13 protein-coding genes and 1 pseudogene are annotated in these 14,076 nt (G+C 26.1%); all 14 read right to left on the bottom strand.

The window, feature by feature from the left end:
- Positions 1-145: 145 nt before the first annotated feature.
- Positions 146-1,390: a S41 family peptidase gene (locus tag ACEXNK_RS09335; protein ID WP_373599296.1), complete on the bottom strand. Its 1,245-nt coding sequence runs from the start codon at positions 1,388-1,390 to the stop codon at positions 146-148.
- Between the two features lie 363 nt (positions 1,391-1,753).
- Positions 1,754-2,614 carry a tetratricopeptide repeat protein gene (locus ACEXNK_RS09330; protein WP_373599297.1) on the bottom strand — a complete coding sequence of 287 codons (861 nt, stop codon included), beginning with the start codon at positions 2,612-2,614 and terminating at the stop codon, positions 1,754-1,756.
- A gap of 71 nt (positions 2,615-2,685) precedes the next feature.
- A complete protein-coding gene (locus ACEXNK_RS09325) occupies positions 2,686-3,735 on the bottom strand; it encodes a hypothetical protein (RefSeq protein ID WP_373599298.1) in 1,050 nt (349 codons plus the stop codon).
- Between the two features lie 23 nt (positions 3,736-3,758).
- The gene (locus tag ACEXNK_RS09320; RefSeq protein ID WP_373599299.1) at positions 3,759-4,790 is read right to left on the bottom strand and encodes an aldo/keto reductase; all 1,032 of its coding nucleotides are present in this window, start codon (positions 4,788-4,790) and stop codon (positions 3,759-3,761) included.
- A gap of 28 nt (positions 4,791-4,818) precedes the next feature.
- Positions 4,819-5,835, bottom strand: coding sequence for a hypothetical protein (locus tag ACEXNK_RS09315; RefSeq protein ID WP_373601586.1), 1,017 nt, complete (start codon positions 5,833-5,835; stop codon positions 4,819-4,821).
- 74 nt (positions 5,836-5,909) lie between these two features.
- Positions 5,910-6,128 (bottom strand): hypothetical protein, encoded by a 219-nt coding sequence (locus ACEXNK_RS09310; protein WP_373599301.1) that lies wholly within the window; start codon positions 6,126-6,128, stop codon positions 5,910-5,912.
- A gap of 77 nt (positions 6,129-6,205) precedes the next feature.
- Complete coding sequence (locus ACEXNK_RS09305) at positions 6,206-6,478, bottom strand: hypothetical protein (protein ID WP_373599302.1); 273 nt, start codon at positions 6,476-6,478, stop codon at positions 6,206-6,208.
- Positions 6,479-6,592: 114 nt separating this feature from the next.
- The gene (locus ACEXNK_RS09300) at positions 6,593-7,273 is read right to left on the bottom strand and encodes a ferric reductase-like transmembrane domain-containing protein (protein ID WP_373599303.1); all 681 of its coding nucleotides are present in this window, start codon (positions 7,271-7,273) and stop codon (positions 6,593-6,595) included.
- Positions 7,274-7,433: 160 nt separating this feature from the next.
- Positions 7,434-7,760: a hypothetical protein gene (locus ACEXNK_RS09295; RefSeq protein WP_373599304.1), complete on the bottom strand. Its 327-nt coding sequence runs from the start codon at positions 7,758-7,760 to the stop codon at positions 7,434-7,436.
- A gap of 82 nt (positions 7,761-7,842) precedes the next feature.
- A complete protein-coding gene (locus tag ACEXNK_RS09290; protein WP_373601585.1) occupies positions 7,843-10,254 on the bottom strand; it encodes an ABC transporter permease in 2,412 nt (803 codons plus the stop codon).
- The gene (locus tag ACEXNK_RS09285; RefSeq protein ID WP_373599306.1) at positions 10,245-10,946 is read right to left on the bottom strand and encodes an ABC transporter ATP-binding protein; all 702 of its coding nucleotides are present in this window, start codon (positions 10,944-10,946) and stop codon (positions 10,245-10,247) included. The genes ACEXNK_RS09290 and ACEXNK_RS09285 overlap by 10 nt, the downstream gene beginning before the upstream one ends.
- Positions 10,947-11,164: 218 nt before the next feature.
- A complete protein-coding gene (locus ACEXNK_RS09280; RefSeq protein ID WP_373599307.1) occupies positions 11,165-11,809 on the bottom strand; it encodes a dUTP diphosphatase in 645 nt (214 codons plus the stop codon).
- A 173-nt stretch (positions 11,810-11,982) separates the two neighbouring features.
- Entirely contained in the window at positions 11,983-12,552 is a 570-nt protein-coding gene (rbr, locus tag ACEXNK_RS09275; RefSeq protein WP_373599514.1) for a rubrerythrin, read from the bottom strand.
- A gap of 18 nt (positions 12,553-12,570) precedes the next feature.
- Positions 12,571-14,043 (bottom strand): annotated as a pseudogene (locus ACEXNK_RS09270) ([FeFe] hydrogenase, group A); the annotation flags it as partial.
- Positions 14,044-14,076: the final 33 nt, after the last annotated feature.

Genomic DNA, 14,076 nt, shown 5'->3' with positions numbered 1-14,076 from the left:
TTTCTCCCTAATTACTATATATTTCATGTAAACTTCATATTAACTATATATTTCAAATTTTCGAATTATATCTAAATATTAATTAAGGGGTATATAACATATCAGTTAAATGTTATATACCCCTTATTCTTTAAGTGCAAAATAATTATTTAGTTTTATCTTTATACTCTCTATTATTTAATATAAAATTTATAGCTTTATCTAAAATTGAATCTTTAATTCCCATTATATCTGACATACCTTTTTTAATATATATGTGTGGCTTTATTCCACTTCCTACAAACTCACTTCCATCTGGATATAAATCAACCATACTACATACTTGAGCATACATTTTTCCTGGCAAGTTAATGTAAATGGAATTTCCAGAACTTCCAGCAGTTATATCTCCTATAAAAGTTCCTAAGCTTATTGAATCTAATGCTATTAAAAAGTCTTCAGCTGAAGAAAATGTTAGATTATCTATTAATATAGCTATTTGTACATCTATTTTTTTACAATCTATAGGACTAATTTCCTCAAACTCCCCTTCTTCAAAATCACAGGTAATCCCCCAAGATTTTAATGCCGGTATATATTTATAACTTTTCCACTTCGCTTCTTTAAATGGTTTCTTAGCTAAAATTTTAATAATATCCATAGCTATATTAGAGTTTCCACCTCTATTACCTCTTATATCAATAATAATTCCATTACAGTAAACTATCCCCTCTATATATTTTTTTAACTTTTCTACGATAGTCTTATCCATAAAGTGATTTATCTTTACATATTCAATATCTTTATTTAATTTTTTAAACTCTATACTATGTAAATTATTATATTTAATTAATTTCAAATCAGTTCTAGTTAACATAATTCGTTCTAGGTTGACTTCTTTGGTTATATTATCAGGTGTTAATACTTTAAGATTAACATAATCATTTTTATATCCAAGTAATAGTTCTTTAGCTCCCTTAGCCCACAAGTAATGGTTTGTTGATGCTGATGTATATGGAAATACATATTCTTTCAAGTAATCACTAACATCTATGTCATTAATCTTTAAAATTTTACTTCCTACTTCTATGTCATTATACTCACCTAAGTTTTTGCTAATATATAAGTTTTTATCTATATTGTCTATTACTAATTTTGGAGCAAATACATAATTCTCATAATCCTCTAAGTCCACACAGGTATGTGCATCTTTTAATAAAGCATACATACTTTTTAATAACTTATAATACTCTATAAAATCTTCTGTATTGATTGCTAAATCTATGTATTTTCTATAAACCTCATCCCAATTTAAGTTTTTTACTTTATCCCAATAAGCAAAATTGTACTCTGCTTCTTTCCATAATATAGAAACCCCATATATTCTTTCATTAAGAGTTAACTTCTTCATCACAAATCCCCCTCAAATAATTTTCTTAAGCATAAAAAATTCGCTTCGCTTGAGCCACTACGTGTGCAAACTACTTCATGTCTCCAACGACTTCGTCCGTTGCTCAAAATGTCTTTTTTACTCTCAGCAAGATCTTGTTATGACTATACTCTATAAGTTATTCACAGATATTCGTTAATCATAAATTCATTAAGCGTAAAAAAATAACATCTTGTAATCCCAAGATGTTATTTTTGTAATACAAAATCGATTCAAAATAGAAGGTTACGACATAACTAACATATTGATACAACAAGGTATTTTAATGTAGTTATTTATATTTACAATCATACCACTTTTAAAAAGCATTATCAATATTTATTCCTAAACGTTTTCACTTATAAGATATTCAAATTTCCTCTTATCCTCTAAATAAGGCTTTAAATCTTCTCCATCTGTGATATTATAATCACTTTCATAAGTTTTTAATATAAAGTTAGTAACTTCTAAGGCACTTTTATAGTCTTTAATTATTTCAAATATTTTCACCATAGCAACTAAAGAATCTAGTTTCCTTGGAGCTTCTTGCATATCAAAAGCAATTTTATAAAATTCTATAGCTTCTTTATATCTAGCAAAATTGGCATATTGATTTGCAATAGAAATAAAACATTTATAGTTATCTTTATTTTTATCACATATTTTATTCCATAGCTCTATAGCTTCATCTATTTTTCCCTTTTTATAAAGTATCTCACCTTTATAAATTTCCATTAAGTATGTTTTTTCAGTTTCTAACTTTAATGCTTTTTCTATTTCTATATTTGCTTCATCAAATCGATAATTATCTATTAAGTTTTCAACTAAAATAATTCTAGCTATAAATACATCTGGATTATCTTTTATAAAATCATAATAATACTCTATTATGTCATTGTGATTATTTTTTATAAAGTCGACCCAAACACCATTTGAAGCTATATTGTAATTATCATGCATAAAAGTACTATTACAATCTTGTTTTAGTCCTTCTAATGCATATCTTTTAGCATCCCTTTTATTCGAGTTCGACTTATGTATATGTAGTTCTGATATTATAGCTAAACATTCTGGATCGTTACTTTGTTCATATAATTGTTTTAATTTACTTTTTATAATATTGAACTCAGAATCTCCAATCTCTTTTGTATCCCAAGTTGACCATAATAACTCTTTTATCTGTTCTAAAGAATTTTTATATTCCATTTATTCACCTCGTTTAACCCTTATTTACACATATTAATTTAATACTATTTTTATTTTCATCTTTATACCCATTATTTTATACTATCAATTTTGTTTTTGTAAAACTCTATACTTATATCTTTTAATGAAATATTTTTAGGATTAAAATTTTCTTCTATCAGGTAATTACAAAACTCTAAATCATAAGCATATATAGGTTGTTTTGATTTTTTACCGTAATATTTATGAGATAAATATTCTGAAAATCCATTTACTAGATTCTCTTCACACCACCCTACCCAATCATAAGCATTTCTTCCTATTGAATTATATGAGTCTAAAAGTTTTTCATCCTTTGTAAGCTCTTCACATATTTTTTTAAATTCTTCATCTAGTGTAAAACTTCTAAATAATTCATGTGAATATTCATGAAAAGGTGTTCTTAATAAGATATTACTATCCGTATTAGGCTGAATTGTAGATACCTTGTTTCCATCATATTCAAATCCCATTGCTCCTATAGGTACTATATCATAGTAAAACAAAGCTTTATAATTATTTGAGAATTTAATTCCTGAATTTTCCTCCATAAAAGAAAATACATCTATATCATTTTCTTTTATGAGCTCATTCAATTCTTTAACTGACTGGTCTATCTTAGATGTATTTTTATCTATTAGCTCTTTGAAATAGTCTTTATAAAAACATTTAAAGAAAAGTTCTATATCTTTTTTAAGATTTTCACTTATCGTTAGATTTTCACTAGTATTAATACTTTCTATTATTTCATCTACACTAGCATCATCTTCTAAAGAGATAGTTTCATTTACAAATTGCCATTCTCCATAAATTTCAAATATATTTCTTAATCTAAATTTTAGACTATCATCCATAGAGTTATAGGTATCTTTTGCCCATTTGTAATAATCTAGTGAGTCTTCTCCTGATTTTTTATACATCTCTTCACTAAAAGTTTCAGGCATTGATACATTTATTTTATAAACATCAGATGCAGTTGTAATTAATGAAATTTTTGATGTCAATCCTCTAACTTCCATTTCTGAATCTTTTCCATTTGTACTTGTACATCCTGAAATTAAACATACAGTAAATATTAGAAATATACTTATTATTTTCTTCATATTTATCCTCCATAAGATATAATCTACTTAATCAAGTTTTCAACTATACCCATATTTTCTTTTAAATGTTTAATTCTTTTCGTCCCAACAAAGTAAGAATTACATCCACTTTCTTTAATCAAATACTCTAAATATTTTTCAACTTTATTATAATCTTTATCTTCCCATTGTCCTAATGGTCCACTAACATGAACATCTATCTTATATTTTTTTGTACATTCAACTATGCTTAGTTTCTCACCTTTATAATTTTGATTCTTATTTTCTACACATTCTCTCTTGTTTGAATTAATAGGAATCATTAGATGCTTAAAATTATGATTCTTACTTACACTTTCAACAACTTCCATTACCTTTTCTAGTGATATATACATTTCATCACTAGGATCTAATTGAAATGCATCCCAAGTTGCCATTCCATATTCTCTGATTTTACCCTCGCTTACCATATTTTCATATACTTTTACAATCTCTTTAAGCTTTTTATAAAATTCATCAGGCCCGTAATGCCTCATCGATAATTCTAATTCATGCATGTAATATATATCTATTGTTTCTAAGTTTAAATGATTTCTACTAATTTCTAATGCATATTCAAAGTATCTTGGATTCATAGTAAGCCAAAGTGTATCTTCAATATATACATCTTCTTTATTAAGTATTCCTGTATCTATAAGTTTTTCTTGCATATAGTTAATAGGTCTAAACATAATTGCTCCATCCCCTGGAATTATGCCTGCCTTTGATGATATTATAAATTGATTTCTCTTAATTTTACCTTCTTGTATCAGTTTTGTAATTACAAATCCTATATCTCTTTCTGATATCATTCCTCTATAATTTATCGCTGTGTCAATAAAATTTACCCCATTCAATAATGCATATTCAATAGCTTCTCTAAATAACTGTGAATCTTCATCACTGAAATTACCAATAAAAGTTCCTAATCCTAATTTTGAATACTTGTACCTATCATTTTCTAAAATCCAATTCTTTTTATCTATATTGCTAAAATACTGACTACTTCCCTTTAAATCTGCAAACCCCTTTATCATATTTATTCCCCCCTAAATTTAATCACTACTAATTCATTCTCACGTATTCATATAAATCATCTATACCACTTATATAATTTTCAAAGCTTTGAACAATATTAATGTCAGATTTTACCCCTTTGACTTCATCACTTGTATAATTTGTAAAATCAGATGGATGTAGAACTTTTTTCTTTGAATTAGGTAACTCTATTATGTCCTCGTTAGGTAATGTTGTAAATAAATTTATATTTCCACCTGTTTCTTCTCCTACTGTAATTACATCTAAGCATTCATTTATTAAGTAAGCAGATACTACGCCTGCTGAAAATGTATTTTTTCCAATAAGAACATATATATCTTTATCTTCTATATTAGTCCTATTTTCTAAGCTACTTAATAAAGCTTGAGTTAACCCTATACTTCCTCCTGTGTTATATCTTAAATCAATAATAAATTTATCGAATTCATTATTGTTAATTTCATCTATTAAACTTTGAATAAATTGCGAGAAGCTAGGAAGCCTATTTCTTTCAGCCTCATTAATAAACATAGTATTATTAGAAATGCATTGATTGTATTGAAAATAAAGTATATTATCATCCTTAAAATTTTCAAACCAGTAGAATTTATCTCTTCCTTCTGTTCGTTTTTCTGTAATATAACTTTTTCTTTCAATACTTATAAACTCTATATCTTTTATTTTTTTAGAATTAATTTTAATAATAACTTTTTCTTTTTTATCTGTTTCAAATTCAAATGAAGCAGTTTCATTATCTATAATCTCAAGAAATTTTAAAATGTCCAATGAATTAAAACACATTATAGATTTTGATTTTTCACCTTGCTCATTATCAGCACTCATTATATTACCTACTTTAGTTAATACATCATCTATTTTAGTATTATTTATAGAAATTAAATTATATCCTAAAATATTTTTATATTCTTTATCAGATTTTACAACTCTATATCCATCTTTAAATTCTTCTATTATTATAGGAAAAGATAATATATTACCATTATCTAGATTATTTAATGATGTTAGCGCTTCATTCATTGGCAATAGTGTATGTCCATCTTCTATATTTGAAATTATATCTGATAATCTTAGTAAAATTTCAGTATCTGATAATTTCTTTATATCTTTTTTAAAGAACTTATATCTTTATTCCACTCTTTTTCAGAAATATTTCTAAATAAATCAGGATGTGTTTCTTTTAAAGTCTCATCTAAATACGAAATATCTTCTTTCCATGAATCTATAGAAATTTCTCTTGTTTTTTCATCGTATTTAAAGCTATTTATTACAAGTAAAGTAATTAATATCATAGATCCAATCAATATATATTTTTTCACCTTAAATAATACTCCTTATAAACTTTATTAATTTACAAAACCATTATATTTATATCTATTTTGCTACTTTAAATATTTCACTTATTTTTATCATCACTATTTTCTGATTTCTTTCTTAATACTAATCTAAGTATATTAAATGAAAAAATAATAGTTATAATAATGCCTAATAAAGATACTGCCAATAGTCCATCACTAATAATACCAGTAATCAATATCCCAAAAGAACTAAATCCATTAGAATATAGCTTAGCTGCTATATTGTCTATTATTGGCATAGAAAAACTAAATACTAACATAAGTGAAACTCCACTTATAAATCCCATTAGTGGCTTTATAAATTTATCCAATAAATTCCCTCCCTTATTCTCTATATTCTATTTATATTTTACATTTAAGTAAAATAACCTTTATAATAGTAAAAAATCTAGTTCTCTAAATTAGAAAACTAGATTTTATAAAGCTTAGGATTTTGCTTTTCTACTATTAAATTCTTTTAATACTCTTAGTATAGTATAAACACCAAAAACTATAGTGTATATGCTAATCTTTAGCGTATCTATATTATCTTTCTTTAAAAGAATAAGTATTATATGTAAATAAGTTAGACCATAAAATAAATAAGACCATCTTTGAATACTTTTCCACTTAGCATACTTCATCTTACTTCTCACAAATTTAAATGATGTAATAAACAATGGAATCATAACAATAAATGCTATCAATCCTATAGTCAAATGAATCATTGATAACCCTGGTATTGTAAAGTTTTTAATAAAATCTCCAAATATAAAATATGTATATATTAACCCGTGTGGAAGTATCAATATAGAACCTATTATAGCTAATTGTGCTCTTATACTTAATAATTTTTTAGTAATATCCCATTTTCTATTAAGTGCACCTGCAAACATTACTAAAACAAAAAATGCTACTGATAAAATTCCTTTCATCGAAGCTTTCTCAAATGCTAGTAAAAATCCTGTAAGCTCTATACCAAATGTATCTCCATAAAGTTTATAAAAACTTGTTAATAAAGCTATTATTAAAGCTATTGCATAATATAATTTTGAATTTTTTCTTATGCTAGATGTAAGTAACAGTGACATTACCACTGCAAATATTAATGAATAAACCAAAAGCATAACAATTCTCCTTTTCATTTTATAATGATAATTATTTTCAAATATATATTATATTAACTTTTTAACAAAGTCAACTATTTTTTACAAATTTAGTTTTTTATGTAAAATTTACTTTTAAATCATAAAAAAGAACTACCTATAAAATAGATAGTTCTTAGAGTTAACTTAGCTCTATAAATTTTTTTCTTTTTTCATTTGCTATAAAAAACTCTACTAAAAATAAAACAATTAATATACTCGGCACTATTATTAAAGCTCCTATTGAAACATTTATATAAAAATCATCTAATGTGAAAAATATTCCTAAAAAAATTAATTTAGCACTTTTAGAAAAATACACTTTGGAAAACAGATTTATATATCCTTGTTTATCTTTTACCATTTTAGGATCATCATTTCCGTACTTGTCTATATTCTCGGTCTTAGTTAACATCAATCCCCTGTAAAAACACATCATCCCTAAAAATATAACTAATATATTTAACATCCCAATCCTCCTCAATGTTATTATAACACACATTAGAATTCAAAATAAAAAGGATGCTACCCTAAGGTAACATCCTCTTTTCTTATTCTCTATAAGCTTTTAATACTTCTTGAAGTGATATTTTCTCTATTTTCTTTTTAGCAGCATAAGATCCTAACATGAATATAACAACTACTATTAAAAGACCTATAAACATATACTTAAATTCAAATTCAAAAGGCATAACCATATTAAATTCTTTAGCTAAATAATCTATCATGTATCCAAAGCCAAATATAGTAATAGGTATACTTATTAAATAAGATATTATTGAATATACAAAATAACTGCTTAACATCATAGAATTAACTTCTCCTTTGTTATATCCCATAACCTTAAGAAGTGATATTGAATAGTAATTATCCTCAATAGTCATAGTAGTAAGTACATAAAGTACTATAACGGCTATACCTATTGCAGATGCAATCATAGAGTATATACTAACTGTTGTAAATCCTTGCATAAGCTCAGTTTGTTCAAGTATATCATTTTTATTAATAACAGTTAAATAATCATCTTTATCTAAAGATTCTTTAGAATATACTCCATTATAAAAATTACCATCATCTAAAACAATTTCTCCTTCACCATCTACAACTATGTTATTTAGAACACTTCTATTCATATATACCTTATTTTCACCATATTCTTCATTGATACCTACTACTTTTTTATTGTAGTCTTTATCATTTATATTTATCTTTATCTCATCATTTACATTTACATCATAAGTTTTTGCAAAGCTTTGATTAATAACTACTCCATCCTTTATCTTATTAGTTATGTCATTGCCTTTATTGTCATATAGCTTGTGAAGTTTGTTATTATAATCAATACCTACTACATTTATGTTTTCGTCTTTATACATAGAGTTAGGTAAACTTATAAATACTTCTTGGTCATCTTTAAGTTTTGGATATCCTTTACTAAAATCTACTATACCTTCATAAACATATTCTGTAGAATTATAATAATCAACTATTAATTTATCAAAAAATCCACTCATCATAAGTCCCATAGTTATTAACATAGATGAAAATACTATCCCTATAAAAAATACTATAAATTTATTTGTGTTGGCTAATATAAATGAATATTTAAACTTAGTTTGAGGTTTTGCATTTTGTAATAGTTTATTTAATCCTTTTGTTAAAAATCCTACTTTTTCTTTGTCGCTTACTTTCATAAGACTTGTAACTTTTTTAGATAACATTTTATTTATAAGTATATAACTAAGTCCTATTATAACAAGCATAGGAATACCTATAGCTATAAGCATTACTGATATTTTACTTTTGATTACTCCATCTGGTATTAAATAAAATTCCAGATAAAAATCTTTCATAAATGAAGCACTATACTTACCTAAAAAATATCCTATTATTAGCATCGGAAGTGACATTATAGTTAAAAGCATGATATATGGCTTTAATATTTCTTTATTAGAATAACCCATAGCCTTTAAAACACCGATTTGTGTTTTTTCATTTTTAACTATCTTATAAGTTATCATAAGAACTATTAAAACAGCTATAGTGGATATAATAACACTAATTCCGATAGTCATTGCCTGACCACCCTTTAATTCCTCATATATAGCACCACTTCTCATTTGATTTTTAGTAAGTGTAATATTAGTTATAAAATCTAAATCATCATTATCTTTATATGTTTTTGTAACATCATCTGTAAAGTTATCTAAATCTTTATTGTCTTTAGCTTCACCTGATAGGTAAAAATCTTCTTTAGCTTCTATATTTTCATATTCCTTATCATTAACTAAGCCTATAGTTATTTTTGAGTTATCTATTACAAAATCACTTCCACTAACAGGTAGTGTGTTATCCGGAAATAATACATATCCTGTTACTGTATATAGCTTACCGTTTATCTTTAACTTACTTCCTATATTTAAATTGTTGTGTTTTGCATATATTTTAGATACAGCTATTTCATCATCTTTAACAGGCTTGCTTCCTTCTTCTATATAAGATAAATTTATATCTTTATTATCTTTAAATAACGTTATCTTATTGCTTACTCCACTATTTTTAAAATTGATTTCTTTAAATTCTCTGCTTTCTAAATTAAAGTTTTTATATTCCTTTTCAAAAGCTTCTATTCTATTATTTATTATTTCATTGTACAATTCTTTATTATAATTTTTTATATCTGTTAACTTATAATTTAAGACTTGACTTATATCATTTTTATATTTGTCATCAATATTATTGATATCAAATTTTGTAAGTCCATTTATCATATTTATAGAGAAGTCTTCTTGATTAGTTTCTTTTACAAATTCTTCAAGTGGAGTTTTTAAGCTATCTATAGCATAAAACATAGTAGTATACAAAAATGAGCTAAGTGCAATAATTATTCCAATTGCTATTAGTTGTAACTTCTTTTTCTTAAAAGAGTTTAAAGTGTTCTCAAAAAGTACCCTTACGCCCATTTTATTTCACTTGCCTTTCTCTTAGTCGTATTTGTACTAACTTCTACTATTTTAGCCGAGTTCATTTTTACTACTCTATTTGCCATTTGAGCTATATTTGGGTTGTGAGTTATAACTACAGTTGTAGTTTTATATTTTTCATTCATATTTTGTATCAGTTCAAGTACCTGTCTACCTGTGTTTTCATCAAGTGCTCCAGTAGGTTCATCACAAAATAGTATCTTCGGGTTTTTTGCAATACTTCTAGCTATAGATACTCTTTGTTGTTGTCCTCCTGATAGTTGATATGGGTATTTATCTTTTTCACTAGTCATATTTACAGCTTCTAATACTTCATCTATATCTAGTGGAGTTTCAGATATAGCCGAACCAATTTCTATATTACCCTTTACTGTTAAGTTTTGAAGTAAGTTATACTGCTGAAATATAAATCCTAAGTTCTTTCTTCTAAATAATGTTAGTTTATCTTCATTATAATCACTTATTTTTTCATTATTGTAGAATATTTCTCCACTACTTGGCGTATCTAATCCACTTATAACATTTAGCAATGTACTTTTTCCACTTCCACTAGGTCCTAATATAACTATAAATTCACCATCATAAATTTCTAAATTTATATTTTCTAAAGCTTTCGTTTCAACTTCCCCACTTTTATAAACTTTTTCTACATTTTTTAATATTATAGACATAATACCTCCTTAAATATTTAGTATGTATTTATATATGTAATATATATGATTTATTTAATTATATACTATATAAATAAGTTATAAAACTATATTTATTTTATAATAAAATTTTATTTGGAACTAAAATTTATATGCTATTAATCATAACTAGTTGACACTTTAATTATATTCGTAAATTTAAAAGAGTATATGTATTAATACATATACTCTTTATTAATTTAAAAACCAGTATGTCCAAATCCTCCGCCTCTGTTTATACCTTTTATTTCCTCAACATCATAAACGTGTATAAAGTTAGCTCTATAATACTTAGCAAGCACCATTTGAGCTATTCTATTACCTTTTTTTATATATATACTTCCATATGGGTTGCCATTTTTATCTAAATATATATAGTTCTTAATAAGTTTTCTATATGCTTTTTCACATTCTTTGTACTCTTGTATATCATGTCCTTGTTCTTCTAAATAGTCTCTTAATAAAACTTCCCTATAGTTTTCTTTTAAATCTTTTAACTTACTTATATCTGCTGCAATTTCATAAGGTAAATTAGCTATGTTATAATTATTTTCTAATATTACACAAATTTCACTTACTGAATCAGCATCTATAGTTCCAACAGAGTTTGATATTTTTAAGTTTGTATTTAGTGATAATCCACTTCTAGCTCTTATCTGAATTTCCATATTATCCGGTATAGCAAATTTTATATTCAAAGGAATTGCAACTTTTTCAAATGGTCTTATAACCATATCTCTAGCTGCAAATAAATCTGCTCCTGATGCTAAAGGAGTTTCATACTTTGGTATAGTTGCATCTTCACCATATTCTATATATACATCTACATTTTTACTACCATTCATAAAATCATCTCCATATTTGATTTTAAATAATTACTTTATCTCTTAAATATAATTTTATTAAGCGTAAAAATATAGCTAGCTTTTATACTAGCTATATTTTTTATTAATATTAATTTTATTAAAATAATAAAACCACTGAACAAACTCAATACTTATTCAATAGTGTCATTATTTTAATAATTTTCTGATCTAACTTCAAAGAATCCTTGTGCATAATAGCATACTGGACAAACTTCTGGAGCTTTTTTACCCATTACAAGATGTCCACAGTTTAAGCATTCCCACATAGTTTCTTCTGCTTTTTCAAATACTTCTTTCATTTGAACATTATTTAAAAGTTTACGATATCTATCTTCATGAGATTTTTCTATTTTTGCAACTGATATAAATTTTTCTGCTAAATCAAAAAATCCTTCAGCTTCTGCATCTTTTGCAAATCTAGCATACATATCTGTCCACTCATAATTTTCACCTTCAGCTGCATGAAGTAGGTTTTGATCTGTATCTCCTAGATATCCCAGTTCTTTAAACCATAACTTAGAGTGTTCTCTTTCATTTCCAGCTGTTTTTAAGAATATATCATGAATTTGTTGATATCCTTCATTTTTAGCAACATCTGCAAAGAAAGTATATTTATTTCTAGCTATAGATTCTCCTGCTAATGCTTCCATTAAGTTCTTCTCTGTTTTTGTTCCTTTGTATTTATTAGTAGTTTCACTATCCTTAGATCCTTCACCTTCTATTTTCACAAATACTGATGCTGGGTTTTTACATATAGGGCATGTAAATCCTTCTGGTAATTCTCCTTCATGTATATAACCACACACTGAACAACGATATTTAACTGATGTACTCATTTTTTTACCTCCTAAGTCTTCACTTCTATCATAATAAGTTGTATGTAACATTTGTTTTGCAAGCTTACTTAAAGGCTTGTAATAAAATTCTTCATAAAGCGTTTTTATTTCTTCATTTTCATGGCTTAGTCGAACTTCCATACCTGAATCTCTTTTATAAAGTCCTTTTATACGTTTTTCTCTAAGAGAATCTCCTTTAAATTGAGTATCCTTTGGTTGTCCACCACCACCAATACATCCACCTGGACAAGTCATAACTTCTACAAAGTGATATTGTTTATCTCCATTTTTCATTTTTTCGATAAACTTAGATGCATTTTCAGTTCCATAAACAACAGCAATATTAATTTCCATTCCATTAATTTTCAAAGTTGCTTCACGAACTTCTTCTAGTCCTCTTACTGTTTCTAATTCATAAAATAATCTTGGTGGTTTTTCTTTTGTAAGATATGAATATGCAGTTCTAAGAGCTGCTTCCATAACTCCTCCTGTATTTGCAAATATGACACCTGCTCCAGAAGACTCTCCCATTAACTTATCATAGCAACTATCTTCTAATGATTCAAAGTCAATGTTTTCTTCTTTTGCCCAAAGTGCAAGTTCTCTTGTAGTTATAACATAATCCATATCACGTATATCTTCTGAATTATGATATTTTCCAGATGAATTCATTTCATCTCTTTTTATTTCAAACTTTTTAGCAGTACATGGTGTTACAGCTACATTTACAATTTTTAATGCATCTATTCCCATTTTATTTGCAAAATAGGTTTTTATAGTTGGTCCTTGCATTCCAATTGGACTCTTAACAGACGAAATATTATCTAATATATCTGGGTGAAATGTTTCAGCATATTTTACCCATGAAGGACAGCAACTTGTAAATTGAGGCAATGGTTTATTCTTTTCAGCTATTCTCTCTATTAATTCACTAGCTTCTTCAACTATTGTTAAGTCTGCTGCAAAATTTGTATCAAGTACATAATTAGCGCCTAATTTTCTAATTAGAGAAACCATTTTACCTTCAACAAAGCTACCATCTTGCATATTAAATTCTTCACCTAGTGATACTCTAACTGCTGGTGATGTTGAAAATATGACTATTTTATCATTATCTTTTATTTCTGATTTTACTTTTTCATAATCATAAACTTCTGTAATACTCGATTGCGGACAAACGTTAGCACATTGACCACAGTTTATACATACAGCAATATCCTTAGTATCTTCTAGTGAATAATTTCCGTTTACACCTATGTAATCAGTGCATATATTTTTACACATACCACACTTTATACATTTTTCTTCATCTCTACAAATTGAAGGATTGTCCTTTTCTATAGCTACACGAATACTTGTAGATAAATGTTTACTCATCTTTAGCTCCTTTCTTTTAATATTTGGTCAATA

Source organism: Paraclostridium bifermentans (assembly GCF_964259345.1).
Classification (GTDB): domain Bacteria; phylum Bacillota; class Clostridia; order Peptostreptococcales; family Peptostreptococcaceae; genus Paraclostridium; species Paraclostridium bifermentans_B.
This window is presented reverse-complemented; position numbering and strand designations above follow the sequence as displayed.

Excerpts from the sequence above, each read along its gene's own strand:
- ACEXNK_RS09330 (WP_373599297.1), bottom strand. The coding sequence starts at position 2,614 with ATGGAATATAAAAATTCTTTAGAACAGATAAAAGAGTTATTATGGTCA.
- ACEXNK_RS09335 (WP_373599296.1), bottom strand. The coding sequence starts at position 1,390 with ATGAAGAAGTTAACTCTTAATGAAAGAATATATGGGGTTTCTATATTA.
- ACEXNK_RS09280 (WP_373599307.1), bottom strand. The coding sequence starts at position 11,809 with ATGAATGGTAGTAAAAATGTAGATGTATATATAGAATATGGTGAAGAT.
- ACEXNK_RS09300 (WP_373599303.1), bottom strand. The coding sequence starts at position 7,273 with ATGCTTTTGGTTTATTCATTAATATTTGCAGTGGTAATGTCACTGTTA.
- ACEXNK_RS09285 (WP_373599306.1), bottom strand. The coding sequence starts at position 10,946 with ATGTCTATAATATTAAAAAATGTAGAAAAAGTTTATAAAAGTGGGGAA.
- ACEXNK_RS09295 (WP_373599304.1), bottom strand. The coding sequence starts at position 7,760 with ATGTTAAATATATTAGTTATATTTTTAGGGATGATGTGTTTTTACAGG.
- ACEXNK_RS09320 (WP_373599299.1), bottom strand. The coding sequence starts at position 4,790 with ATGATAAAGGGGTTTGCAGATTTAAAGGGAAGTAGTCAGTATTTTAGC.
- ACEXNK_RS09290 (WP_373601585.1), bottom strand. The coding sequence starts at position 10,254 with ATGGGCGTAAGGGTACTTTTTGAGAACACTTTAAACTCTTTTAAGAAA.
- ACEXNK_RS09325 (WP_373599298.1), bottom strand. The coding sequence starts at position 3,735 with ATGAAGAAAATAATAAGTATATTTCTAATATTTACTGTATGTTTAATT.